Genomic DNA, 24,885 nt, shown 5'->3' with positions numbered 1-24,885 from the left:
GGGGGGGGGGGCCGCGCCCCCCCCCCCCCCCGCCCCGGCGTCAGGCGTCCGCGTTCGCGGGGGCGCCGTACAGGTCGTCGATGGTCGAGGCGAAGTCCCGGAGCACGAGGGGGCGCTTGACCTTGAGCGAGGGCGTCAGGTAGCCGTTCTGCTCGGTGAAGTCCGTCGTGAGCACCTGGATCTTGCGGATGGACTCCGCGCGGGACACCGCCTCGTTCGCGCGCGTCACGGCCCGGTCGAGGGCCGCGAGCACGGTCGGGTCCGTGGCCGCGGTCGTGACGTCCATGGGCGGCAGGCCGTGCGTCGTGAGCCAGCCGGGGAGCATCTCGGGGTCGATCGTGACGAGCGCGCCGATGAACGGACGCTGGTCGCCCACCACGACGACCTGGCTCACGAGCGGGTGGGCGCGCAGACGGTCCTCGAGCTGGGCCGGGGCGACGTTCTTGCCGCCGGCCGTCACGATGATCTCCTTCTTGCGGCCCGTGATCCGCAGGTAGCCGTCCTCGTCGAGCGAGGCCAGGTCGCCCGTGCGGAACCAGCCGTCCTGGAACACCTCGGCCGTCAGCTCGGGCTGGTTGTGGTAGCCGCGGAAGACGTGGTCGCCCTTGACGAACAGCTCGCCCTCGGCGTCGACCTTGAGCGCCGTGCCGGGGAACGCGGGGCCGACGGTGCCGATCTTGAGGCGGCTGGGCGGGTTCACGGCGCAGGGGGCCGTGGTCTCGGTGAGTCCGTAGCCCTCGAGGATCGTGAGGCCGATGCCGCGGAAGAAGTGCCCCAGCCGTTCGCCGAGCGGCGCGCCACCTGAGATCGAGTGCGTGAGGTCGCCACCGAGAGCCGTGCGCATCGAGCCGAACACGAGCCGGTCAGCGAGCGCGTGCTGGGTCTTGAGGACGATCGACGGCCCCGCGGCGGAGTCGAGCGCGCGCGAGTACGTGATGGCGACCTTGGCCGACCAGTGGAAGATCCGACGCTTGGCGCCGGCTCCGGCCTTCTGCTCGGCGGCGTTGTAGACCTTCTCGAACACGCGGGGCACGGCCAGGAGGAAGGTCGGCCGGAACGAGCCCAGGTCCGGCACGAGCTTCTTGATGTCGGAGCTGTGCGCCAGGACCGCCGTGGGCGACGCGATGCACACGACCTGGACGAACCGCGCGAAGACGTGCGCGAGGGGCAGGAAGAGGAGCGTGCGGGCGTCGGGCGTCGCGACGATCTCTGCCAGCCCGGCGACGCCGTTGCGGGTCAGGTGCACGAAGTTCAGGTGCGTGAGCTCCACGCCCTTGGGGCGGCCCGTCGCTCCCGAGGTGTAGATGATGGTCGCCAGGTCGTCACGGCCGGTCGCGGCGCGGCGGGAGTCGATCTCCTCCCGGGGGACGTCGTCGCCGCCGGCACGCAGGTCGTCGACCGCGCCGTCGTCGATCACGAGGACCTCGCGCAGGAGCGGGAGCCGCGCACGGAGGCTCTCGACGATCTGGGCGTGCGCGGACGTCTCGACGAGCACGACGCTGACGCCGGAGTCGGACAGGATCCACTCGACCTGCTCGGCGGACGAGGTCTCGTAGACCGGGATGGGCACGCCGCCGGCGGCCCAGACGGCGAAGTCGAGCAGCGTCCACTCGTAGCGGGTGCGCGACATGATGGCGACCCGGTCACCGGCCTGCACGCCGCGCGCGGCGAGGCCGCGGGCCACGGTGACCACGTCGTCGTCGAAGGCGCGCGCGGTCACGGGCTCCCAGGGGCCGCCCGGCGTGAGGCGTCGCTCGATCACCGCGTCGTCCCCGGACCGCTCGACGCGGTCGGTGAGAAGCGTGCTGATGCTGCTGGTGGCCGGTACCTCGACGAGGCTCGGCGACGCGAATTCGGTCATGTCAACTCTCCGCTGAGTGGTGGGGCAACGTCCGATTTTACTGCGTACCGGGCGTCCCACGTTCCGCGGGTCAGGACCCGGGTGCGCGCCCCGGTGCTTAGGATCGTCGGATGAGCGACCCCCACGCCCCCGCCGCGGCCCCCCGCCCCGTCCCCGCAGAGATCCTCAGCCTACGAGAGAGCATCGACAACATCGACGCGGCCCTCGTGCACCTGCTCGCGGAACGCTTCAAGTTCACGCGCCGCGTGGGAGAGCTCAAGGCCCAGGGTGGTCTCCCGCCCGCAGACCCGGCCCGGGACCAGCAGCAGATCGCGAGGCTCACGGGCATCGCACAGGCGTCCGGGCTGGACCCCGCGTTCGCCGAGCAGTTCCGCGAGTTCATCGTGAGCGAGGTCATCCGGCACCACCAGCAGATCGCGCGGGAGCACCAGGACGAGGTCCCCGTGCTCGACACCTACTCCTGATCTCCTCCACGGGTGGCGGGCGCCGGGCCCGTGCAGCAGGCTGGTGAGGACATCGGGGCGGTCGGCCTCCGACCGTCCCTCCGACGATGGATGTCTAGAGGTGCCTGCATGAAGATCGACTGGCTCAAGCCCCTGCTCGGCCACCCCGGCCCGTTCGCGACCGTCTACTTCGACGCGACACGAGGCGACGAGGCCACCGCACGCGAGGTCGAGAACCGGTGGAAGGGAGTGCGCCGGACGCTCGCAGCAGCGGGAGCTCCGGCGAGCATCATCGACGAGCTCGAGGAGTCCGTCCTGCTCCCCACGAGGCTGCCCGGCCCGCACGGTCGCGTCCTCATCGCCGACGAGGAGGGGATCCTCGTCGACCGGGTCCTGAAGGACCCGCCCGCCGTCACCAAGGGGCTCTGGGGTCCCGTCCCGGCCCTGCTGCAAGCCGCTCGGGCCGCCGACGAGTCCGTGGACTACGTCCGCGTCGTCGTCGACCGCCAGGGCGCCGACCTGACGTGGTCCGTCGCAGGAGGGCACGTGCCCTACGGCGACGCCGAGTCCGTCGAGGGCGGTCACGACGTGATCAACAAGGTCCGCACGGGCGGCCTGTCGCACAAGCGGATCGAGGCACGCGCCGAGGACTCCTGGGAGCGCAACGCCGAGGCCGTCGCCGCGGAGCTCGACCGGCAGGTGCTCGAGCACCGGCCCGAGGTGATCCTCATGACGGGCGACGTCCGCGCGGTGCCCCTCGTGCGCGCCGCGCTCAACAAGGCGACCGACGAGCTCGTGGTCGAGGTGGCGGGCGGAGGCCGCGCCCCGGGCATCAACGAGGCGGCGTTCGAGGCGAAGATCACCGAGGCGCTCGAGAGCTTCCGGGAGCGTCGTCGGGAGTCGGTGCTGGCCGAGTTCCGGCAGGAGCAGGGCCGGGAGGCGGCCGCGGTGACGTCGCTCGAGGACGTGGTCGCGGTGCTCTCGCGCGGGCAGGTCAAGGAGCTGATCCTCGCGGACGAGTACGGCGAGGACGCGGAGCTCGACGGTCGGACGCTGTGGATCGGGCCCAGTCCCCTGCACATCGGGTCCGCGCGCTCCGACATCACGGACCTGGGGGTGAGCGAGGGGATCGAGGAGCTGCCCGCGACGGTGGCCCTGCTCCGGGCCGCGATCGGTCAGGACGCCGGCCTCACGTTCTCGCCCGACGGCAGCGTCGAGCTCATCGAAGGGGTCGGCGCGACCCTGCGGTGGAACGACGACGGGACGCCCAACGAGGTCGCCGCGACCATGTCGGGCGACGACGCGAGGCTGCGCGGCGAGATGGTGTGACCGCCCGTCGCTCGCGCCCGTGACGGGACAGGGCCCCGACCGCGCGTGCGGTCGGGGCCCTGTGCCGTGCAGCAGGTGCGGGCGTCAGCCGCGGTTGCGGGCCTCGGGCTCGCCGAGCTCGGAGTGCACGACGACGATCCCGCCCTGGACGGCGGGGTCGCCCTGGCCCTCGGTCGCCTCGACGACGTCGAAGGTCCCGGTCACGCGGCCGGCACCCTTGATGTCGGACTCGGCGGCCCGGACCGACGCGACGAACTCCGCGGGGACGGCCAGCGTCACGGCGAGGATCGGGGTGCGCATCGACACCTTGGCCTCCGACTTGACCTTGCGCAGTGCGGCCAGCGCGTGGCCCGCGCCCACGAGGACGACAGGGACGCCGCCGCTCGTGGCCGGCAGCAGCTCGGCGGTCGTGGGCCACGGCGCACGGTGCACCGAACCCTTGCGCCACCACGACCACACCTCTTCCGTCGCGAACGGGATGAAGGGCGCGAAGAGGCGCAGCAACGTGTCGAGAGCCAGGGCGAGCGCGACGCGAGCCGACTGCGTGGCGGGGGCCGCCGCGTCGGGCGTCTCGTTCGTCGTGCCTGCGCCGTACGCGCGGTCCTTGACGAGCTCCAGGTAGTCGTCGCAGAAGGTCCAGAAGAACGTCTCGGTGACCTCGAGGGCGCGCGTGTGGTCGTACTCCTCGAGCGCCTCGGTCGCACGGGCGACCACCTCGAGAAGGCTCGCGAGCATCGAGCGGTCGATCGCCTCGGTCACGAGCGACGGGTCGAGCGTGATCTCGCTGCCGCCGAACGACAGCGCGAACTTGGACGCGTTGAGGACCTTGATCGCGAGGCGGCGGCCGATCTTCATCTGGCCGACCTCGAAGGCCGCGTCCGTGCCGAGGCGTGCCGAGGCCGCCCAGTAGCGGACCGCGTCCGAGCCGTGCTCCTCGAGCAGGCCCATGGGCGTGACCACGTTGCCCTTGGACTTGGACATCTTCTTGCGGTCCGGGTCCAGGATCCAGCCCGAGATCGCGGCGTTGGACCAGGGCAGCGAGCCGTGCTCGAGGTGCGAGCGGACGACCGTCGAGAAGAGCCACGTGCGGATGATGTCCTGGCCCTGGGGGCGCAGGTCCATGGGGAAGACGCGCTCGAACAGGTCAGGGTCGGACTCCCAGCCGCCCGCGATCTGCGGGGTCAGCGACGACGTGGCCCAGGTGTCCATGACGTCGGGCTCGCCCACGAACCCACCGGGCACGCCGCGCTGGTCGGCCGTGTAGCCGGCCGGGACGTCGGAGGACGGGTCGATCGGCAGGATCGACTCGTCCGGGACGATCGGGTGCTCGTAGTCGACCTCGCCCGACTCCAGGACGGGGTACCACAGCGGGATGGCGACGCCGAAGAAGCGCTGGCGCGAGACGAGCCAGTCACCGTTGAGGCCACCGACCCAGTTCTCGTAGCGCACCTGCATGAACTCGGGGTGGAAGCCCAGCTCCTTGCCGCGCGCGAGCAGCTCCTCGCGCAGCGCCACGTCGCGGCCACCGTTGCGGATGTACCACTGGCGCGACGTCACGATCTCGAGGGGCTTGTCGCCCTTCTCGAAGAAGTTCGCCTTGCGCTGGGTCGCGACGGGCTCGCCGTCCAGGTCGCCCGACTCGCGCAGCGCGTCGACGACGGCCGCGCGCGCCGAGAACGTCGTCTTGCCCGCGATCTCCTCGAACAGCGCGACCGCACGCTCGGATGTCAGCCAGGACGGGGTCTCGCGCGTGATGCGCCCGTCGCGGTTGATGATCGAGCGCGTCGGGAGCTGCAGCTCGCGCCACCACTGGACGTCGGTCAGGTCGCCGAACGTGCAGCACATCGCGATGCCCGCGCCCTTGTCCATCTGCGCGGCGGGGTGCGCCAGCACGGGCACCTCGACGTCGAACAGGGGAGACGTGACCGTGGTGCCGAACAGGCCCTGGTAGCGCTCGTCGTCGGGGTGCGCGATGAGCGCGACGCAGGCTGCGAGCAGCTCGGGGCGCGTGGTCTCGATGAAGACCTTCTCGCCGCCCGGGGCGTGGAACGCGACCTTGTGGAAGTGCCCGGGGTAGTCGCGGGCCTCGAGCTCGGCCTGCGCGACGGCGGTCTGGAACGTGACGTCCCACAGGCCCGGGGCCTCGGACTGGTACGCCTCGCCGCGCGAGAGGTTCCGCAGGAACGCCTTCTGCGCGACGATCCGGGCCGGCACGCCGATGGTCTGGTAGTGGTGCGACCAGTCGACCGACAGGCCCAGGCGGCGCCACAGCTCCTCGAACTGGACCTCGTCCTCGGCCGTCAGGCGCTCGCACAGCTCGACGAAGTTGCGGCGCGAGACGGGCTGCTGGTCGGCGGCCTTGACGCTCTTGCCCTCGGCTCCCTGGAGCGGGGGCTCGTAGCCCTCGATGTACGGCAGCGACGGGTCGCAGCGCACGCCGTAGTAGTTCTGCACGCGACGCTCGGTCGGCAGCCCGTTGTCGTCCCAGCCCATGGGGTAGAAGACCTCGCGGCCGCGCATGCGCTGGAAGCGCGCGACGACGTCGGTGTGCGTGTAGGAGAAGACGTGCCCCACGTGCAGCGAGCCGGAGACGGTGGGCGGCGGGGTGTCGATCGAGTAGACCTGCTCGCGCGTCTTCGTCCGGTCGAACGAGTAGGTGCCCTGCTCGGTCCAGGCGGCGTCGAACTTGGTCTCGAGGCCGTCGAGGCTCACCTTGTCCGGTACCTCTCCGACCACGGCGCGGACTACCTCGGTGCCCTCGGCGGGGGCGGGTGCGGCGGGGGTCTGGGAGGCGGGTGCGGGCGTGGTGCCCTCGACGGGTGAACTCATGGACGACATTCTCCCAGAATCTCGGAGGGACCTGCGAAACGCGCCGCTCCCCGGACCGGGGTGGGTGGGACTCCGGCGGCGAGCGGCCCGCGGGAGGCCGGTCGGCGAACCTCCGGGGGCCTCGGTGAGTGCCGGGCCGGTGAGCAGCACGCCTGTAGCCGCCCCGGGGTTTTACCGAACGAACAAAGGCCAAAGGTCCCTGGTCGGTGTTGGTCATCGGCTCGTAACCTTCGAGCAAAGGCGGGGGCGTACGTGGACGCGCCCCATCAACTCGACGCCTTCGTTCGAGGTCCGACCCAGGAGTAGCTATGACATTGATCGACAGCGTGGCCGTGCACGGTACCGGGAGCATCCCTGCCGGCATGGTCCTTCCCCCCGCTGTCCAGGCCGCCCTGGATGCGTGCGCCACCGTGATCGTCCCCGCCTCCCGTGAGGAGCTGTACCAGCTCGCGCTCGGCCCCGAGGGAGGGCCGCGCTTCACGGTCGAGTACGACGTGTTCGGCACGCCGGTCCCCGAGGCCGAGGTGGTCCGCTGCAAGAACGGGATCGCCGTGAACTACCCCGAGGACTACATGCGCCGTCGGGACCCCGACTGCATGCGCATCGCCGACGACCTGCCCACCGACAAGCCGCGCTACCGCGACGTGTTCGGGACCGGGTTCGACCAGGTCAAGGCCGAGACGCTCGACTGGCTCGCGGGCCAGGACCTCGTCGTCGTGCCCTTCAAGGCCGGCGGCCTCACGCACGGCTACCCCTCGCTCGCGATCTGCCCCGTCAACTCCGCGTTCTTCGCGCTGACGCTCGTGGACCTGCAGGGCTGGGTCACGTTCGACGAGATCGGGCCCTTCGAGCCGCGCTCGATCCTCTACGTCGCGCCGCCCTTCCGCCACACGCACTTCGACGGCCGCCAGGTCGTCGTGCACGACCGCTCCGAGACGCTGCACGAGGTCTTCGCCTACAACCTCTACCCGGGCCCCAGCGCCAAGAAGGGCGTCTTCTCCGTCCTGCTCGACGTCGGCGAGCAGGAGGGGTGGGTCACCGCGCACGCGTCGTCGGTGCGCGTCACGACCCCCTACGAGAACGAGACCGTCATCATGCACGAGGGCGCGTCGGGCGGCGGGAAGTCCGAGATGTGCCAGGAGATCCGCCGCCAGGAGGACGGGCGCATCCTGCTGGGCACCAACGTCGTGACCGACGAGCCCTACGTCATCAACCTCGGCGAGTCCAGCGCGCTGGACCCCGTGACCGACGACATGACGCTGTGCCACGTCGACCTGCAGACCGGCGAGGGGCGCCTCGTGGTCGCCGACGCCGAGGACGGCTGGTTCGTGCGCGTCGACAACCTCACGGGCTACGGCCAGGACGCCCACCTCGAGCGGGCCTGCATCCACCCCGACCAGCCGCTCGTCTTCTTCAACATCGACGGCGTCCCGGACGCGACCGTCCTGCCGTGGGAGCACACGCTCGACTCGACGGGCAAGCGCTGCCCCAACCCTCGCGTGGTCGTGCCCCGTCGTCTCCTGACCGACGTCACGGGGGCCGAGGAGGTCGACGTGCGCACCTTCGGCGCCCGGATGCCGGCCTGCACCCGCGACAACCCGACCTACGGGATCATGGGCATGATGCACATCGTGCCGCCGTCGCTCGCGTGGATCTGGCGGCTCATCGCCCCGCGCGGAGACAAGAACCCCTCGATCGGCGAGTCCAAGTCGGCGACCGACAAGCTGGCCCACGGCGGCATGGTCGCAGAGGGCGTCGGGTCGTACTGGCCGTTCTCCACGGGCACCAAGGTCGCGGCCGCGAACCTGCTCCTGCGCCAGCTCGTGGACATGGACCGCACGCGCTACGTGCTCACGCCCAACCAGCACATCGGCGCGTACAAGGTCGACTTCGCGGCCGAGTGGCTCACCCGCGAGTACCTGGCGCGCCGTGGCGGCGGCAAGTTCCGCACCGAGGAGCTGACCCCCTCGCGGTGCCCGCTGTTCGGGTACACGCTCCAGGAGATGAAGATCGACGGGCAGCTCGTGCGCCCGACGTTCCTCAAGCCCGAGATGCAGTCGCAGGTGGGCGTCGAGGCCTACGACGCCGGCGCGAGGATCATCACGGACTTCTTCAAGAGCGAGCTCCAGGAGTTCCTCACCGACGACCTGGACCCGCTGGGTCGCCAGATCATCGAGGTGTGCCTGCGCGACGGCTCGGTCGAGGAGTACACGGCGCTCACCCCGCTGTTCACCTGATCGAGGCCTGCTGAGAAGAGGACGGGCCCCCCCGCCCCCCCCCCCCGCGGCCCGGCCCCCGCCGGGGGGCGGCCGTCCTCCGGCAAGTATCAGATACCGGCGCTCGGGCGCGAGGCGCCCGTACTAAGGTCGGTCCATGGACTTGACGATCGGCTACGCCGCCATGCTCGAGCAGTTCCACCCGACCGAGGTGATCGCCCTCTCCGAGTACGCCGAGAGCAAGGGCTTCTCCGGCGTCATGGCCGCGGACCACTTCCAGCCCTGGGTCCCCGCGCAGGGGCACTCGGCGTTCGTGTGGAACGTCCTGTCGGCCCTCGGCGAGCGCACGCGCGGCGACCTGGGCCCGGGCGTCACGGCGCCCACGTTCCGTTGGCACCCCGCGATGGTCGCGCAGGCCTCGGCGACGCTCGCCGCGATGTACCCCGGGCGGCACTGGCTGGGCCTGGGCTCGGGCGAGGCCCTGAACGAGCACGTCACGGCGCAGTACTGGCCCGAGGCCCCCGAGCGCATCAACCGCATGTTCGAGGCCATCGACATCATCAAGAAGCTCTTCGCCGCCTCGCTCGCGGGCAAGGACACCAAGCACTCGGGGCAGTTCTACAAGCACGAGTCCACGCGGCTGTGGACCATGCCCGAGGTCGCCCCCGAGATCCTCGTCGCCACGGCCGGCCCCGTGACCGCGAAGCGCGCGGGCAAGCACGCCGACGGCCTCATCACCGTGGGCGCCCCGCTCGAGAAGATCTCGATGCTGTTCGGCAAGTTCGACGACGGCGTCCGCGAGTCCGGCCGCGACCCGCAGACCATGCCCAAGGTCCTCCAGCTCCACATGTCGTGGGCCGAGACCGACGAGGAGGCGCTGACGAACGCCATGACCGAGTGGCCCAACGGCGGCATGAAGTTCCCCAAGGCCGACATCCGCTCGCCGTTCGACTTCGAGCAGATGGCCAAGCTCGTCCGGCCCGAGGACTTCGAGGGGCGCCTGGTCATCTCGTCCGACCCGGACGTGCACCGCGCCTACATCCAGAAGTTCGTCGACCTGGGCTTCGACCGCATCTACCTCCACAACGTGGGCCGCAACCAGCGCGAGTGGATCGACACGTTCTCGCGCGACGTCCTGCCGAAGCTCGTCCGGTGACGGGCACGTCCGTCCCGCTGCCCGACGGCGGAGCTCGCGCCGAGCGGCAGGCGTCGCCCGAGGCGAGGCGTGCCGCGGGCGACGACACGCGCTTCACGGTCGTGGCGCCGTCGGGCATCGGGGAGATCTTGCCCGGTGACGACCTGGCGCGCATCGTGGGCGACGCGCTCGCCCGCGAGGGCGGGCTGCACGACGGCGACGTCGTGGTCGTCACGAGCAAGGTCGTGTCCAAGGCCGAAGGGCGCGTCGTCGCGGCCACCGACCGCGAGCAGGCGATCACCGACGAGACCGTGCGCGTCGTCGCGACCCGGCCGTCACCCGGGGGCGTGCTGCGGATCGTCGAGAACCGGCTCGGCCTCGTCATGGCCGCAGCGGGCGTCGACGCGTCCAACACCCCCGAGGGCACCGTGCTGCTGCTGCCCGTCGACCCCGACGCCTCGGCGCGCGCTCTGCGGGCGGCGCTCGCGGAACGGTTCGGGGTCCGCGTCGGGGTCGTCGTGTCCGACACGGCCGGGCGTGCGTGGCGAGAAGGGCTCACCGACCTGGCGATCGGGGTCGCCGGGGTGGTCGCGCTCGACGACCTGCGCGGCGGCGTCGACTCCCACGGGCGTGAGCTGTCCGTGACCGTGACGGCGGTCGCGGACCAGATCGCCGCGGCCTCCGAGCTCGTCCGGGGCAAGGCCGCGGGGCGCCCCGTGGCCGTCGTGCGCGGGCTCGGGCGGTTCGTGACCGACGACGACGGGCCGGGGGCGCGCGTGCTCGTGCGGGACTCGGGGACCGACATGTTCCGCGAGGGCTCCGCGGAGGCGTACGCGCGGGGGGTGGCGGCAGGCCGTGCGGGCGCTGCCGGTGAGGGCAGGCCGGGGGTGGGTGCGCCGGTCGGTGCTGCGGCGCCCGGCGGTGCTGCGCCCGGCGGTGCCGAACGGCTCGCCCGCGAGGCCGGGTACGCCGACGGGTACCGGGACGGGTTCACCGAGGGGTTCCGGGAGGGGACCGGAAATCCTCAACAGGGCTGACGTCGGGTGCCGAGAACGGGGTTGTGGTCGTTCTGAGGGTTTTGGCGGCCGCAAGGTCGTGGTCGACTGAACGGAAGGTCCTGCTCGATGACTGCTGGGGCGGGCGCGTAGTGCGGCGGGAACCGAGGGCGGAGCTCCGTCGGCTCGCGCGGGACCTTGCGTTCTCCGGCGACCTGGCCGACGAGCACGCACGATGGGCGCTGTACCAGAAGGCGCTGCAGCATGGCGCGCTCGAGCCTCTCTTCCGGGCGGTGGCCGACGACAGCGACCACGTGATGGCGGGCGGAGCCGTCGTCGTGGCCCTCGAGCTCGTCCCGCCCGTCGAGCGGGCGCGTTGGGTGGGGCTCACGAGCGACTGGACAGTGGCCAACTTCGTCGCCCGGCGGGCCGCGGAGCTGGCGATCCTCGAGTCCGTGTCGGGCGCCGTCGCCGCATCGGGCGGCGAGCTCCGATCGCTGGGCGACGGGCTCGACGTCGAGTGCTGGTCCGACTGGCTCCAGCTGCGCGCGGCGAGCTCCGCGACCCGTGCCGACGTCCTGGACGCCCTCGCCGGGGGCGGTCGGACCCGCCGGATCCGGTATGCTGCGGCGGCGAACCGCGGTCGTTCGGGCGGTGCTGGCTGAGCTTGTTCCGCCCTTCCGGTCCGACGGCCCGCGATCGCTCAGGGGACCGGGTGCCGAGAACGACGTTGTGGTCGTTCTGAGGGGTCTGGCGACCGCAAGGTCGTGGTCGACTGAACGGAAGGTCGTGCTCGGCAGGGGCACCGGAGCCGGACGCCCAGCACAGAATCTGCTGGGCGGATCGGCCGGCCGCTCGGTATCGTTCCCTGATGCTTCCCGCCGACTGGATCCCGCACCGCCGTCCCGACGACCGTGAGCACATCGGCTGGATCCGTCCCGACGGTGACGGGTGGGTCGCCGTCTCCCTGCTGGGGCACGCGCTCACCGAGCCGGTCGACTGGCTCGACGCCGAGGAAGCCCTCGATGCCACCGGGCTCTCGTGGCTCGGCGACGTGTGGATGCTCGAAGGGGACGGCGTCGAGCCGATCCGCGTCCGCCTCGTCGAGGTCACACCCGAGCGCGTCGTCGTCCAGACCGACGACTTCGGGGCGATCGACGCGCCCGTCGTCCGGTTCGAGCTGCCGTGGCCGGCCCCCGCCCGGCTCAGGCCCCGGCGCAGCGACGACCCGGACGAAAGAGTCGTGTTCGGACCGGCGTGAGGCGCGTTCCGAACGGCAGGTGTCGCGAACGGCGCACGAGGCGAAGGTGTCGCACGGCCCCGCCTCCTCGGGACGAGTGGCTGTGCGCCCACCGGGGGTCGGCGCACAGCCCTCCTCAGGGACTACTCGTCGTCGACGTCGTGACGGTTCCAGCGACGGACGCGTCCGATCTTGCGCAGGTCGCGGAAGGGCAGGCGCGCGGCGTCGCCGATCCCGCGGATCTTGTGCGGGCTGCACAACCGGCAGCCCTTCCACCGGCGGTGGGGTGAATGTGCCACGAGGCACCTCGTCTCAGGACAACACCCGCCTGAGAGGGCGGGGTTGGTTCCCGCGCGGACGCACCCGTGGAGTCATGCGAGCACCGTACAGCGCGCCGCCGACGTGCCTCCCGGGCACGGCGGCCGGACTGACCCTGACGCACCCGCGGCCACGGCACCCGCCGCGCCCCGAGACCCCCGGTTCCGCCGTGCGTCCACGAAGACCCTCGTCATTCGGCCGACGTGACGCCCTCGTAGAGGCCGAGCTGGTTCCCGTCGAGGTCCTCGAAGATCGCCCACCAGCTCGTCGGGCTGATCTGCGACTTGCCCATGAGCACCTTCCCGCCGAGGGAGGACACCTGCGCGAGGGTGTCGTCGATCGAGTCGACCTCGACGTAGCTGCGCGGGGTCGTGAAGCTCGCGTCCCGTGGTGCGAGCCCGCCGCCGCTGATCTGGTTGGGTGCCCGCCACATGGGGTACCCCTCGAAGCCGGGGACCTCCGCGATGTCCCAGCCGAACAGCCCGCTGTAGAACGTGCGGGCGGCCTGGGTGTCGCCGACCGGGATGTCGATGTGCGTGATGTCGCCGTGAGCCATGGGGTCCTCCTCGACCGGGGTGCTGGGCGGTGCGGCCGGGCGCCGGGCGGCGTCCCCGCTTCTCCACGCTACGTCCGTCGAGCGCGACGGGCACCCGTCCGCCGGGGTGAGCGACGCCGTCGGGCAGGAGCGCTCCCGGGCGGTCAGCCCTTCGCCGCGCGCTCCGCCTTCGCCGCGGCCTTGGCCGCCTTCTTGGTCTCGCGGACCTGGTCGAGCGAGTGCTGGTCGACGACGTCGGCGATCGAGCGGCGCGCACCCTCCTCGCCGTACGCCCCCGCTGCCTCGCGCCACCCCTCGGGCTGGACGCCGTACTGCTTGCCGAGGAGCGCGAGGAAGATCTTCGCCTTCTGCTCGCCGAAACCCGGCAGGGCCTTGAGCCGCTTGAGGACGAGCGGGCCGTCGGGGGCGCTGCCGTCGGGTCCGGGGTCGGTCCACAGGCGCGTGACGTCGCCGTCGTACTGCTCGTCGACGACCTGGGCGACGGCCTGCACGCGACCCGCCATGGAGCCGGGGTAGCGGTGGATCGCCGGGGGAGTGGCGGCCATCGCGGCGAACGACTCGGGCTCGGCCGCGGCGATGCGGTGCACGTCGAACCCGCCCATGCGCTGGGAGATCTTGAGCGGCCCGGCGAACGCCGACTCCATGGTGACCTGCTGGTCGAGGAGCATCCCGACGAGCAGCGCGAACGGGTCGGTGGACAGCAGCGTGTCGGCTTCCGGGTCGCCGGTGAACCACAGGTCGTTGGCCATGCCCCCATCATGGCAGCCGGGGCCCGCCGACGCCGTGGCGCCGGGGTGCCGGGGTGCCGCTCAGCGGGGCGGACCCACCCGCCCGTCGAGGAACTCGTCCACGCGCAGCACCCGCAGCGCGACCCGGATCACGCCCGGCACGAGCCGGAGCCCGGCGTCGCCGTGCAGGCGGCGCAGGTCGTCGACGACGTAGCCGCGCCCACCGCGCGTGAGCCCGAACAGACCGACGGCCTCGACGTTCCTGAGCCAGTCCACGTCGGGGCCGTAGGTCAGGGCGATCACCACGCGGACCTCGTGCGGAGCGGTCGCCGACGCCGGCTCCCGGAACGCCATGACCGGTGTCGCGAAGGGGCGCCCGCTGCGCCGCCCGTGGTGGTGGACCGTCGCGAAGGGGGGCACGCGCGACGACATGCGGAGCACGAGGGGGTTGAGGAGACGCCTGTTGGTCCGGGCGACCGCGTGCGGGATGGGCATGACAGCCATGGTGCGCGCCGGCGCGTGCACCGGCCAGCGCACGAGCGCCCGGCGTCGTGACCGGCTGCCGGCCGAGGACGACGTTGCGCGCCCTCGAGAACGAGGTTGCGGTCGTCTCGGCGGGTATGACGACCGCAACCTCGTTCTCGGCGGGCAGGGCCCCGGTCCGGCCGTGGCCGTTCAGGCGGCCCCGGCCCGTTCCCGGTGCGCGGTCGGGCTCATGCCGCGCACGCGTGTGAACGCTGCGCTCAGTGCGAACGGTGTCCCGTACCCGACCTGGCGGGCCACCGACCCGACCGTCGCCCCGGGTTCCAGCAGCAGGTCGGCCGCGAGGGTCAGGCGCCACCCGGTCAGGTAGCTCATGGGCGGCTCGCCCACGAGCTCGGTGAACCGGCGCGAGAACGCGGCGCGCGACAGCCCGACGGACCGCGCGAGGGACTCGACCGTCCAGGCCGTGGCCGGCTCGTGGTGCATGAGCCGCAGCGCGTGCCCGACCACGGGGTCGGCGTCGGCGCGGTACCACCCCGGCGCCTCGCCGCGGTCGAGCCAGGCGCGCAGGGCGCCGATGAGCAGGATGTCGAGCAACCGGTCGAGCACGGCCTCCTGCCCGGGCCGGTCGTGCGCCATCTCGCGGGCGAGGAGCGACACGAGGTCGGCGTCGAGGTCTCCCCGGCGCAGCACGAGCAGCGGCGGCAGGACGCTCAGCAGGCGGCCGCCGACCTCGCCGTCGAGGGGGTAGGTCCCGGTCAGCAGGACGGTCGGACCGTCGGGGTCGTTTCCCAGGTCCGGACGCCGAGGTCGACGAGGGGCGACGGCTGGTCGCCGACCGCCCGGCAGGCCCCGACGGCGTCGCTCACCATCTGCGGTGGCGTCCCGGGGGCGTCGGCCACGGTGTAGTGGCGTGGGCCGCGCAGCAGGGCGACGTCGCCCGCGACGAGGTGGGCGTCGAGCCGCGGCTCGTCGGGTCCCGGCCCGGCGTCCATCCCGATCCACGCCGTCCCGTGCACGACGGGTACGAGCGTGAGCGGCGCCTCGTCCTCGATGCGCATCGACCACGGCGGCGCGAGGAGCGAGCGCAGCAGGAAGGCGCCCCGCGCGCGGGGCCCGTCGAGCAGTCCGGCGACAGCGTCCATGCCTCGACCGTACGCCGCCCCGCTGCCCGGTGGAAGACGGACGGACATGCAGACGAGCCTCTGGGCCATGGAACGTCTCGGACGGTACCTGTTGACTCGAAACCACAGCACCGGACCATCGATCACAGGAGACCGACATGACCGCGCACCAGCCCCCCGCAGAAACCGCAGCACCCGCAGGACCCGCAGCACCCGCGGCACCGGACGGCGTCGCGCCGCTGGTCGCCGTCGTCGGCGCGACGGGCAAGTCGGGTCGTCGTGTCGCCGCCCGCCTCACCGCGGCGGGCGTCCGCGTCCGCGCCGTCTCGCGCAGCACCGAGGTGCGGCTCGACTGGGACGACCCGGCGACCTGGGCCACGGCCGTCGCGGGAGCCGACGCCGTCTACGTGGCCGTCGCCCCGGACCTCGCAGCCCCCGGCGTCCCCGAGGTCGTCGCCGACCTCGCCGGGGTCGCCGCCCGGGAGGGGGTCCGGCGCCTGGTCCTGCTCTCCGGCCGGGGCGAGCCCGAGGCACAGCGGGCCGAGGGGCTCGTCGCCGAGGCCTTCCCTGCGCGCACGGTCGTGCGCTGCGCGTGGTTCGCGCAGAACTTCAGCGAGAGCTTCCTGCTGGACCCCGTGCTCGGCGGCGTGGTCCACCTTCCGGTCGACGGCGTGGTCGAGCCGTTCGTCGACCTCGAGGACGTGGCCGAGGTCGCGGTCGCCGCACTGACCCAGCCCGGGCACGAGGGCCTGGTCCACGAGCTCACGGGGCCGCGACTGCTGACGTTCGGCGAGGCGCTCGCGGAGATCGGTGCGGCGAGCGGTCGGGAGGTCCGCCTCCGGACCGTCACGGGCGACGAGTTCGCGGCCGGCCTGCGTGCCGCGGGGCTCCCGGCGGACGACGTCGACCTCGTGCGCTACCTCTTCGAGGAGGTTCTCGACGGTCGCAACGCGCACCTGGCCCACGGGGTCCGCGAGGCGCTCGGGCGCGAGCCCCGGGACTTCGCCGGGTTCGCGCGCCGCGAGGCCGCCGTGTGGTCCCCGACCTCCACCGCAGCCCCGTCCGCTCTCTCGGAGGTGCACTGATGGACGCGGTCGGCGCGGTGGGGTGGGCGGTCGTGGTCGCGGCCGTGGGCTGCGCCCTGGTCGGGGGAGTGCTCTTCGCGTTCTCGACCTTCGTCATGGCCGGTCTGCGGTCGGTCGCGCCGGACGTCGGCGCGGCGGCGATGGCCGCGATCAACCGTCATGCGACGAGGGTGCCGTTCGGGTCGCTCCTGCTCGTGACGACCGGGCTGGTGACGGTGCTCGGCGTCGTGGCGGCTACCCGGCTGGGCGAGGCGGGCATGCCGCTCGTCGTCGCGGGTGCCGTGGTCTACCTCGTGGGCGGGATCGGGGTGACGGCGGCGGTCAACGTCCCGCTCAACGACCGCCTCGAGGCCGCGGACGCCGCGGTCTCGGCCTCCTCGCCCCGCGCTGTCCCGGCCTCGGGCGCAGGGGTGCGCGACGTGAAGGTCCGGGCCACCAGCCCGACGGCGGAGCGCGACCAGGTCTGGCGGGTCTTCCTGGGGCGCTGGGTCGCCTGGAACCACGTGCGGACCCTCGCGTGCGCGGCGGCGGCCCTGCTCCTGACCCTGGGACTGGTGACGCTCGTCGGGGGATGAGCGGCGCCGTCGGGCCCGGTCCTGGTCCGGTCGTCGAGGTGGACCTGGAATAGCCGCTCGCACGCCGGGGTTCGCCCCGGTATGAGCGAACAGAGCTGGGGCGACGACGCCACGATCCGCACGGTCCTCGCGGACACCGAGACCTGGGCCGTGGTGGGTCTGTCGAACAACTCGGCACGCGCTGCCTACGGGGTGGCGCGGCTGCTCCAGCGTCAGGGCAAGCGGATCGTGCCGGTCCACCCGTCGGGCCAGTCCGTGCACGGCGAGCAGGGGTACGCCTCGCTGGCCGACATCCCGTTCCCGGTCGACGTGGTGGACGTGTTCGTGCGGTCCGAGCTCGCCGGGGACGTCGCGGACCAGGCCGTGGCGATCGGGGCGAAGGCCGTCTGGTTCCAGCTCGGCGTGGTCGACGAGGACGCCCTCGCGCGGGTCCGCGACGCCGGTCTGGACATGGTCATGGACCGCTGCCCCGCGATCGAGTGGCCGCGCCTGGGCCCCGCCGTCTGACCGGCCGGGCCCCGCAGGGCGCCGAGAACGGGGTTGAGGTCGTTCCGACCAGCAGAACGACCTCAACCCCGTTCTCGGCACCCCGGGGGACACAGCAGGGTCAGTCGCCGAACACCAGCACCGGGCGCCCCGTCCGTGGGTGGGTCAGCACGTCGCAGCGGACACCGTAGACCGGTTCGATCACGGCAGGCACGAGCACCTCCCTGACCGGTCCTGCCGCGACGACGCGCCCTTCCGCGAGGACCACGACGTGGTCGCACGAGGCCGCCGCGAGGTTGAGGTCGTGCAGCGCCGCGAGGACCGTCACGCCGTCGGCGGCGAGCTTGCGCAGCACCGTCATCGCCGCGAGCTGGGCCGCGATGTCGAGATGGTTGGTGGGCTCGTCGAGGAGCAGAAGGGCCGGGTCCTGGGCGAGCGCACGAGCCATGTGCACGCGCTGACGCTCACCGCCGGACAGCGTCGCGAGCGACCGCCCGGCGAGCTCCTCGACCCCGGCGCGGCCCAGGGCCTCGCGGGCCACGGCGCGGTCGGCGTCGGTGTCCCCCGCGAGGAGCGGGCGGTGGGGGATGCGGCCGAGCAGCACCGCGTCGAGCACCGAGATCGGCAGGTCGGTCGACGCGTCCTGCTCGACGAGCGCGACCCGACGGGCCCGACGACGCCGCGGCATGCCCAGGAGGTCCTCGCCGTCGAACCGGACCTCGCCCGCGTCCGGTACCTGCGTGGCCGCGATCGCGCGCAGCAGCGTCGACTTCCCCGAGCCGTTCGGTCCGAGCAGCCCGCTCACGGCGCCCGGGGGAGCGGTCGCGTCGACCCCGTCGAGGACGAGCCGTGTCCCGGCCGACCACGAGACGCGCGACGCGTCGAGCCCACGACCGCCCTCCGCGCCCGGGACCACAGCGCTCTCCCCGCTCACAGCGCCCGCCTCCCTCGCCACAGGATGAGCGCGAAGACGGGCGCACCGATCGCGGCCGTGAGGATGCCCACGGGCAGCTCGCGCGGGGCGAAGATCGTGCGGGCGAGCGTGTCCGCCCACACCAGGAACGACCCGCCGAGCAGTGCCGCGAGGGGCAGCAGCACGCGGTGCCGGGCGCCCGTCAGGAGCCGGACGGCGTGCGGCAGGATCAGGCCCACGAACCCGATCGCGCCCGAGACCGAGACCAGCGCTCCGGTGAGCAGCGCGACCCCCACGAGCAGCAGCCAGCGGGTCCGGTTCACGGCGATGCCGAGGCCCGCGGCCGCGGTGTCGCCGAACGTGAAGGCGTCGAGCACCGAGCCCGTCGAGGCGAGGAGCGTGCCCAGGACCAGCACGGCCCCGCCCGCGATCGCCACGGACGTCCAGGTGGCCCCCGCGACCGACCCCATGAGCCACGACAGGATCTCGCGGTAGGAGTCCCCTGTCGCGGACCAGAAGATGATGAACGACGTCGCCGCGGCCGCGAGCTGGCTCACCGCGAGACCCGCGAGGACCGTCCGTGTGGGGGTGACCGCCCCGAGCGAACCGGCGAGCGCGAGCGCCGCGACCAGGGCCAGGACGGCGCCGCCGAACGCCGCGACGGGCAGCAGGACGCTCACGCCGAGGACCAGGACGAGGACCGCGCCGAGCGAGGCGCCCGACGAGAGCCCGAGCAGGTACGGGTCGGCGAGCGGGTTGCGCGTGAGGGACTGCATGACGGCTCCGCAGATCGCGAGCCCTGCCCCGACGGCCGCGGCCGTGAGGACCCGCGGCAGGCGGAGCTGCCACACCATGCCGTCCTGCAGGAGCGGCAGCGGTTCGAGCCCGAGCGGCCCGCCGAGCCCGACGTGCGTCGCGATCGAGCGCCACACGTCTCCCCACGTGAGGTCCGCGGGGCCGATCGTCACGGCGACCACGACGCTCAGGACGAGCGCGAGCGACGCCCCGGCGAGCCACCACGGCCCCGCGCGCCGGTTTCCCGGGGAGCGGCGCGCGGGGGCGCGCTCACCCGACGGGGCGGTGCTCGTCTCGGCCACGAGGCTTCTCACGGGTGCCGGACCTCTCAGGAGACGGTCAGCGCGGCGAGCTGCGCGCCGAGGTCCTCGACGGCGTCGACGTTGCGGACGCCCGCCTCGGTCGCGGGGAAGGGGACGGTCAGGAAGCGGTCCTCCCGCACGGCCGTGAGGTTGGCCGTGGCCGGGTTGGCCTGCAGGGCGTCGATCTTGGACTGCGCCGTGTTCCAGGCCGAGTCGACGAGCACGATCACGTCGGGGTCGGCCGCGATGATCTCCTCGAACGAGAACGGCGTCCAGGTGTCCCGGACCGAGGCCGCGATGTTCTCGAGCCCGACGGCGTCCATGATCATCTGCGGCGCACCGGTCCCGGCACCCACGTAGGGGATGTCCGACCCGGACGAGTACCACAGGGCCGTGAGCCCGCGGTCGTCGGGCTCGACGGCGTCGAGCCCTGCGCGCTGGGCCGCCACGAGGTCCTCCGCCGTCCCGGCGACGTCGAAGACCTGGCCTGCCTCGGTGATCTCGGCGAACACGTCGTCGAACGTGAGCGGGTCCGGCTTGTACGCTTCGTCCTTGCAGGCCGAGGGCGAGACGTAGGTCTGGACGCCGAGCTGCTGGAGGGTCGAGCGGTCGCCCGCGCCCTCGGCGGTGAGGTTGGACTCCCACCCCGCGTACACGAGGTCGGGCTCGAGCGTGAGGACCGCCTCCGCGCCGGGGACCTTGTCCGCGAGCGGGGTCGCGACGGCCGGGAGGTCGGCGGCGACGTCGGCCCACCGCTCGGCCACGGCCCCGTCGGGGAACGCGGTCCCGACGATCCGGTCGCCCAGCCCGAGCGCGAGCATCATCTCGGTCGTGCTCGACTTGATCGTCACGACCTTCTCCGGCGCGGCGTCGAACGTGACGTCGAACCCGCAGTTGTCGAGCGTCAGGGGGTACGTCGTCGCCGCGACGTCGGTCCCGGCGGGCGCGGACGACTCGTCCGACCCACCGGCCGACGGGGCCCCGACGGCCGAGCACCCCGCGAGGGCGAGGGACGAGGCCAGGGCGAGCGCCGCCGTCGGGCCGGCGCCCGGTGCGCGACGGGACGGGCGGACGGACGGTCGGACACGGCGCAGCGTGGACAGCACAGCACTCCAGGTCGGGAGGTCGCCTGCTCGACCGGTGCAGGGCACGGCGGCGCGGCGAGATGCGAGAGGGGTAGGGCGCCACAATCCGCGACGAGGATCCGCGGCCCAAGCACGGGCCGCTGCGGCGAGCCAAGCACGGCCCGCGATCCGCACCCCAGCCTAGTAGGTCGTGGCGGCCGGGGGCCACGGTCGGTGAGACCGCCGTCCGCGCGGCGCACGGACCTAGAGTGGGCACATGAGCCCGACGGCGGAGCCCACCCCTCCCGGCACGCCCGGCACGCCCGGCACGCCCGGCCGCGGGTCCGGCGCGGCGCGCACCGGTCCGTCACGGCTGTGGGCGCCGCTGCTCGGGATCGTGTCGGCCCTCGGGGCGTTCGCCGTGGCCGAGCTCGTCGCGCTCGTCGTGGGCGCCGGGTCGAGCCCCGTCCTCGTCGTGGGCGCCGGGGTCGTGGACCGGGTGCCGCCGTGGCTCAAGGACTTCGCGGTCGAGACGTTCGGGACCGCGGACAAGACCGTGCTGATCCTCGGGATCGTCGTGGTGCTGGCGCTCGCGGCCGTCGCCGCCGGGACCCTCGAGACGCGACGGCCGCCGTGGGGCGCCGTCCTGCTCGTCGCGGTCGGCCTCGTGGGGGTGGCCGCCGCCGTCACGCGACCCGACGCGACGCCCCTGTGGGCGCTGCCGACCGTGGTGGGGGTCGGCGTCGGCGTGATGCTGCTGCGGACGGGCGCGGCGCGGCTGCGGACGTGGCGCAGCGCGGCGCTCGCGGCCACGACGGGTCCGGCCGACCCCGAGACCCCGCTCACCGCGGCCCGTCGGCGCGAGGCGGTCGACCGCCGGTCGTTCCTCGTCTTCGCGGGCCTCACGACCGCGACCGCGATCGTGGTCGGCGGGGTGTCGCGCGTGCTGTCCGCCTCTGCCCGGGCAGTGACCGCGGCGCGTGACGCGATCCGCCTCCCGGCCCCGACCGGGCCCGCCGTCGTGGTCCCGGCCGGGGCAGACCTCGCCGTGCCCGGCATCACGCCCTACGTGACGCCCAACGACGACTTCTACCGCATCGACACCGCCCTGCGCGTGCCCGAGGTCAACCCGGACGACTGGCGGCTGCGCGTCGTCGGGCTCGTCGAGGAGGAGGTCGAGCTCACGTTCGCGGAGCTGCTCGCGCTGCCCCTCGTCGAGCACGCCACGACCCTGACGTGCGTGTCGAACGAGGTCGGCGGGAACCTGGTCGGCAACGCGGTGTGGCTCGGGTACCCGCTGCGCGACCTGCTCGCCCGCGCCCGTCCGCACGCGGACGCCGACATGGTGCTCTCGCGCAGCGCCGACGGCTGGACCGCGAGCACGCCGCTCGACGTGCTCACGGACCCGGGCCGCGAGTCCCTGCTCGCGGTCGGCATGAACGGCGAGCCGCTGCCGCTCGCGCACGGCTTCCCGGTGCGCATGGTCGTGCCGGGGCTGTACGGGTACGTGTCGGCGACCAAGTGGGTCGTCGAGCTCAAGGTCACGCGCTTCGCCGACGACGTCGCCTACTGGTCCACGCGCGGCTGGTCCGAGCGCGGGCCGATCAAGACGTCGTCACGCATCGACGTGCCCCGGGCGGGTGCGACGGTGTCGCCCGGCGCCGCCGGGGACGTGGTCGTCGCGGGCGTCGCGTGGTCCCAGCACACGGGTGTCGCGGGCGTCGAGGTGCGGGTCGACGAGGGGGAGTGGGAGCAGGCCGAGCTCGCGGCGACCGTCTCGGCCGACACCTGGCGCCAGTGGACCTGGACCTGGGCGTCGCCCGCGGCGGGCAGCCACCGCCTCGCGGTCCGGGCGACCGACACCGACGGCACGGTCCAGACCTCGACCGAGGCGCCGCCCGCCCCCGACGGGTCGAGCGGCTGGGACGCGATCGAGGTCCGCGTGGGGTGAACCCGTCCAGCATGCGAGCACCTCGCGCAGCGGCGTGGACGACGCCGCGCGGCGTGGCAGGGTAGGGAGCGTGACGACCTCGCAGCCCCAGCCCCCGTCCACCGAGCAGGCCGCCGTGCCCGCGACCCTGCGCGCCGTCGTGACCGGCGCCTCGTCCGGCATCGGCGCCGCGACCGTGCGCCGGCTGCGCGCGCAGGGGTGGGACGTCGTCGCGTTCGCGCGCCGCGCCGACCTGCTCGACGCGCTCGCGGCCGAGACGGGCGCCCACCCCGTGGTCGGCGACGTCACGGACGAGGCCGACGTCGCGCGCCTCGTGCGCGAGGCCGAGGCCCGCGGACCTGTCCACGCGGTGCTCAACATCGCGGGCTTCGCGAGCGGCACGGACCCGATCGACGCGAGCGACCTGGACCGCTGGCGCGCGATGTTCGAGACCAACGTGCTGGGGACGGTGCGCGTGACCAAGGCGTTCCTGCCCGCGATCCGCCGCGCGGGGTTCGGCACGGTCCTGGTCCTGACGTCGACCGCGGGGCACGACGCATACAGCGGCGGCTCGGGCTACGTCGCGACCAAGCACGCGCAGGCCGCGGTCGCGGACACGCTGCGCCTCGAGCTCAACGGCGAGCCCGTCCGGGTCCTGGAGATCGCGCCCGGCATGGTCCGCACCGAGGGGTTCTCCCTGACGCGGTTCGACGGCGACCAGGCCAGGGCCGACGCGGTCTACGAGGGCGTCGAGAACCCGCTCACCGCGGACGACGTGGCCGACGTGGTGGCGTTCGCCGTGACCCGGCCCCAGCACGTCGCGATCGACACCCTGGTGCTGCGCCCCGTCGCGCAGTCCTCGACCACGCTCCTGGCCCGCGGGCCGCTCGTGACGCGGACGGACAGGGGCTGAGCGCCGGTCCGGGCTGAGGTGCGGGCGCCCTGGGCCGAGACGCGCTTGTCGGGCTGCGGCCCGGCTGGCATGATGACGCCCGTGACCCCCTCCGCGCACCCCCTGAGCACGCCGGTGCTCCCGGTGCGCCCGTGGGCGGTCCGCGCGTCGAGCTGTTGTTGAGGGCTCGCTGACGCTCCAGCAGCGTGCGACCTGGTGTCAGCGAGCAGTGCCGCGCCCCTCCCTCCTGGGAGAGGGCGTGATGGTCACCGATCAGTTCTCCGGACCCGGTCGGTCTGCCCTCGTGAGCACCCGCCTCGACCTCAGGACCTCCTATGAACATCGCTCTGAACGCCTACCCGTTCGCCGTCTCCGCGGACGTCGACCCGCTCGGCCGCCTGGTCGCCCACGACCCGTGGTTCGCCGCGGCCTCGCGGGGCGGCGTGCCGTCGGCGGCCCACGGCCCGACGGCGCAGCCCGCCCCGGCCGGGGCGCTCACCATCGAGTGGCTCGTCGCGCGCGACATCGACACCTACCGGGCGCGGCGCGGGCAGTCCTCGCGGGGCAGGTAGGCGGGCTCAGGCCGCTGCGCGGTCGCCGACCGTGCCGGCGCTCATGCGCAGCCCGGGCAGGCCCCGCCGGGCGACCAGCCACTCGGCGCGCACGATGTTGGGGAGCCAGCACAGGAACGCGACGGGGGCGTACGCGGTCTCGAAGAGCACCCCGGGGTCGGCGTCGGGTCCGGCGAACGGCGTCTGGACCGCCACGAGGACGCCGACCCACAGGCGCAGCGTCACGGCCGCGTACGTCAGGGCGAAGCAGCGGATCATCCAGGCCTGGTGCTCGGCGACGCGACCCGTCCGGACGGCGCGGTACGCCTTCCAGCCCGTCCAGGCCCACAGCACCGCGAGCGTGCCGAACCCGAAGAAGCCGAGGAAGGCGACCGAGCTCGCGGTCGAGACGACGAGCCCCGTGAGCGCGCCGACCCCGACCCCGACCAGGTAGACCCGGCCCAGCACGCGGTGCAGGCGTGGGAAGCGGCGGCGCCAGCGGGACACGAACTGCAGCGGTCCCACCAGGAGCGCGACGCCCGCGAACGCGATGTGCAGGTAGAACGCGAGCTGGATCGCGGGCGGGCGGTCCGCGAACGTCGACGCGAGGCCCGTGCCGTCCTGGGCCAGCTCGTCGAGCGTCGCGCCCGTGTAGGAGGTGAGCAGGACCGCGGCCATGGCGATCGAGCTGAGCGCGACCCACACGAGCCCGGGCCGGAAGCGGCGGGACGGGCGGACCGGGTGCGAGGGGCTCGTTCGCCCGGGGGCGCGCGGGGCGCCGGTCGTGGACGTGGCCTCGGAGGGAGTGGGCATCGTCGCCTCGTTCTCGGGTCGGGGTGCGGGACGGGGGCGCCGTCCGGGCACCGTCGGGCGTTCCCAGCGTCCCGCCCCGGGGAGGCCCTCCGACAGGAGGGCGACCCCCCGGAAACGTGGTGGCCCGCCCCCGGCACGCGCTCGACCGTTCCGGTACGCCGGTTCGACGATCGGCTCGGTGCCCGCGCCGACGGCGCGTTACCATGGGGCCACAGGCATCGA

At 73.4% G+C, this 24,885-nt stretch carries 24 protein-coding genes and 1 pseudogene; 13 read left to right on the top strand and 12 right to left on the bottom strand.

What is annotated here, in order from left to right:
* Nucleotides 1-40: 40 nt before the first annotated feature.
* Nucleotides 41-1,861, bottom strand: a complete 1,821-nt coding sequence (locus H9623_RS15885; RefSeq protein ID WP_193720986.1) for an AMP-dependent synthetase/ligase — start codon at nt 1,859-1,861, stop codon at nt 41-43.
* A 110-nt stretch (nt 1,862-1,971) separates the two neighbouring features.
* Between H9623_RS15885 and H9623_RS15880 the strand changes: the two genes are divergently transcribed.
* Together H9623_RS15880 and H9623_RS15875 are read left to right on the top strand one after the other, a co-directional pair.
* Nucleotides 1,972-2,325 carry a chorismate mutase gene (locus H9623_RS15880; protein ID WP_193720985.1) on the top strand — a complete coding sequence of 118 codons (354 nt, stop codon included), beginning with the start codon at nt 1,972-1,974 and terminating at the stop codon, nt 2,323-2,325.
* 108 nt (nt 2,326-2,433) lie between these two features.
* Complete coding sequence (locus H9623_RS15875) at nt 2,434-3,633, top strand: baeRF2 domain-containing protein (protein ID WP_193720984.1); 1,200 nt, start codon at nt 2,434-2,436, stop codon at nt 3,631-3,633.
* A gap of 84 nt (nt 3,634-3,717) precedes the next feature.
* Here the strand turns inward: H9623_RS15875 and valS are convergent, their stop codons facing one another.
* Nucleotides 3,718-6,462: a valine--tRNA ligase gene (gene valS, locus H9623_RS15870; RefSeq protein WP_193720983.1), complete on the bottom strand. Its 2,745-nt coding sequence runs from the start codon at nt 6,460-6,462 to the stop codon at nt 3,718-3,720.
* A gap of 308 nt (nt 6,463-6,770) precedes the next feature.
* Here valS and H9623_RS15865 point away from each other — a divergent pair, with 308 nt between their 5' ends.
* From H9623_RS15865 to H9623_RS15845, 5 genes and pseudogenes are all read left to right on the top strand, one after another.
* On the top strand, nt 6,771-8,699 hold the full coding sequence (locus H9623_RS15865; protein ID WP_193720982.1) for a DUF4914 family protein: 1,929 nt from the start codon (nt 6,771-6,773) through the stop codon (nt 8,697-8,699).
* 136 nt (nt 8,700-8,835) lie between these two features.
* Entirely contained in the window at nt 8,836-9,834 is a 999-nt protein-coding gene (locus H9623_RS15860) for a TIGR03557 family F420-dependent LLM class oxidoreductase (RefSeq protein ID WP_138824860.1), read from the top strand.
* 101 nt (nt 9,835-9,935) lie between these two features.
* A pseudogene (gene cofE / locus H9623_RS15855) lies at nt 9,936-10,682 on the top strand (coenzyme F420-0:L-glutamate ligase); the annotation flags it as partial.
* A 278-nt stretch (nt 10,683-10,960) separates the two neighbouring features.
* Nucleotides 10,961-11,473 carry a hypothetical protein gene (locus H9623_RS15850; protein ID WP_193720981.1) on the top strand — a complete coding sequence of 171 codons (513 nt, stop codon included), beginning with the start codon at nt 10,961-10,963 and terminating at the stop codon, nt 11,471-11,473.
* Between the two features lie 206 nt (nt 11,474-11,679).
* On the top strand, nt 11,680-12,069 hold the full coding sequence (locus H9623_RS15845) for a hypothetical protein (protein WP_193720980.1): 390 nt from the start codon (nt 11,680-11,682) through the stop codon (nt 12,067-12,069).
* Between the two features lie 122 nt (nt 12,070-12,191).
* Here H9623_RS15845 and H9623_RS15840 read toward each other — a convergent pair whose 3' ends face one another.
* From H9623_RS15840 to H9623_RS19635, 6 genes are all read right to left on the bottom strand, one after another.
* Nucleotides 12,192-12,347 (bottom strand): hypothetical protein, encoded by a 156-nt coding sequence (locus H9623_RS15840; protein ID WP_193720979.1) that lies wholly within the window; start codon nt 12,345-12,347, stop codon nt 12,192-12,194.
* 209 nt (nt 12,348-12,556) lie between these two features.
* Nucleotides 12,557-12,922, bottom strand: a complete 366-nt coding sequence (locus H9623_RS15835; protein WP_193720978.1) for a VOC family protein — start codon at nt 12,920-12,922, stop codon at nt 12,557-12,559.
* Between the two features lie 143 nt (nt 12,923-13,065).
* On the bottom strand, nt 13,066-13,671 hold the full coding sequence (locus H9623_RS15830) for an HhH-GPD-type base excision DNA repair protein (RefSeq protein ID WP_193720977.1): 606 nt from the start codon (nt 13,669-13,671) through the stop codon (nt 13,066-13,068).
* A 60-nt stretch (nt 13,672-13,731) separates the two neighbouring features.
* Complete coding sequence (locus H9623_RS15825) at nt 13,732-14,145, bottom strand: PNPOx family protein (protein ID WP_193720976.1); 414 nt, start codon at nt 14,143-14,145, stop codon at nt 13,732-13,734.
* 180 nt (nt 14,146-14,325) lie between these two features.
* Complete coding sequence (locus tag H9623_RS20195) at nt 14,326-14,895, bottom strand: helix-turn-helix transcriptional regulator (RefSeq protein WP_407671948.1); 570 nt, start codon at nt 14,893-14,895, stop codon at nt 14,326-14,328.
* Entirely contained in the window at nt 14,892-15,278 is a 387-nt protein-coding gene (locus tag H9623_RS19635) for a cupin domain-containing protein (RefSeq protein WP_407671946.1), read from the bottom strand. The genes H9623_RS20195 and H9623_RS19635 overlap by 4 nt, the downstream gene beginning before the upstream one ends.
* Before the next feature lie 137 nt (nt 15,279-15,415).
* On the opposite strand from H9623_RS19635, the gene H9623_RS15815 reads away from it, so the two are divergent.
* From H9623_RS15815 to H9623_RS15805, 3 genes are all read left to right on the top strand, one after another.
* A complete protein-coding gene (locus tag H9623_RS15815; RefSeq protein ID WP_193720975.1) occupies nt 15,416-16,342 on the top strand; it encodes an NAD(P)H-binding protein in 927 nt (308 codons plus the stop codon).
* Nucleotides 16,342-16,917, top strand: coding sequence for an anthrone oxygenase family protein (locus H9623_RS15810; RefSeq protein WP_193720974.1), 576 nt, complete (start codon nt 16,342-16,344; stop codon nt 16,915-16,917). Before H9623_RS15815 ends, H9623_RS15810 begins: the two co-directional genes overlap by 1 nt.
* Nucleotides 16,918-16,998: 81 nt before the next feature.
* Nucleotides 16,999-17,424: a CoA-binding protein gene (locus H9623_RS15805; RefSeq protein ID WP_193720973.1), complete on the top strand. Its 426-nt coding sequence runs from the start codon at nt 16,999-17,001 to the stop codon at nt 17,422-17,424.
* 100 nt (nt 17,425-17,524) lie between these two features.
* Here H9623_RS15805 and H9623_RS15800 read toward each other — a convergent pair whose 3' ends face one another.
* The 3 genes from H9623_RS15800 to H9623_RS15790 are packed head-to-tail and all read right to left on the bottom strand — an operon-like array spanning nt 17,525 to nt 20,519.
* On the bottom strand, nt 17,525-18,337 hold the full coding sequence (locus H9623_RS15800) for a putative F420-0 ABC transporter ATP-binding protein (protein ID WP_321575484.1): 813 nt from the start codon (nt 18,335-18,337) through the stop codon (nt 17,525-17,527).
* Nucleotides 18,334-19,413, bottom strand: coding sequence for a putative F420-0 ABC transporter permease subunit (locus H9623_RS15795; protein WP_193720972.1), 1,080 nt, complete (start codon nt 19,411-19,413; stop codon nt 18,334-18,336). Before H9623_RS15795 ends, H9623_RS15800 begins: the two co-directional genes overlap by 4 nt.
* A 26-nt stretch (nt 19,414-19,439) precedes the next feature.
* Nucleotides 19,440-20,519, bottom strand: a complete 1,080-nt coding sequence (locus H9623_RS15790; RefSeq protein ID WP_321575483.1) for a putative F420-0 ABC transporter substrate-binding protein — start codon at nt 20,517-20,519, stop codon at nt 19,440-19,442.
* Nucleotides 20,520-20,754: 235 nt separating this feature from the next.
* Here H9623_RS15790 and H9623_RS15785 point away from each other — a divergent pair, with 235 nt between their 5' ends.
* The 3 genes from H9623_RS15785 to H9623_RS15775 all read left to right on the top strand — a co-directional run bounded on the left by H9623_RS15785 (nt 20,755) and on the right by H9623_RS15775 (nt 23,871).
* On the top strand, nt 20,755-22,428 hold the full coding sequence (locus H9623_RS15785) for a molybdopterin-dependent oxidoreductase (RefSeq protein WP_193720971.1): 1,674 nt from the start codon (nt 20,755-20,757) through the stop codon (nt 22,426-22,428).
* Between the two features lie 70 nt (nt 22,429-22,498).
* A complete protein-coding gene (locus H9623_RS15780) occupies nt 22,499-23,320 on the top strand; it encodes an SDR family oxidoreductase (RefSeq protein ID WP_193720970.1) in 822 nt (273 codons plus the stop codon).
* A gap of 314 nt (nt 23,321-23,634) precedes the next feature.
* The gene (locus H9623_RS15775) at nt 23,635-23,871 is read left to right on the top strand and encodes a hypothetical protein (RefSeq protein WP_193720969.1); all 237 of its coding nucleotides are present in this window, start codon (nt 23,635-23,637) and stop codon (nt 23,869-23,871) included.
* Between the two features lie 6 nt (nt 23,872-23,877).
* Here the strand turns inward: H9623_RS15775 and H9623_RS15770 are convergent, their stop codons facing one another.
* A complete protein-coding gene (locus H9623_RS15770; protein WP_193720968.1) occupies nt 23,878-24,663 on the bottom strand; it encodes a DUF2306 domain-containing protein in 786 nt (261 codons plus the stop codon).
* Between the last annotated feature and the right edge of the window lie 222 nt (nt 24,664-24,885).

The sequence above is a fragment of the Oerskovia douganii genome, assembly GCF_015142735.1.
Classification (GTDB): domain Bacteria; phylum Actinomycetota; class Actinomycetes; order Actinomycetales; family Cellulomonadaceae; genus Oerskovia; species Oerskovia douganii.
The sequence above is the reverse complement of the archived record's forward strand: the minus strand, read 5'-3'. Positions and strand labels throughout refer to the sequence as shown.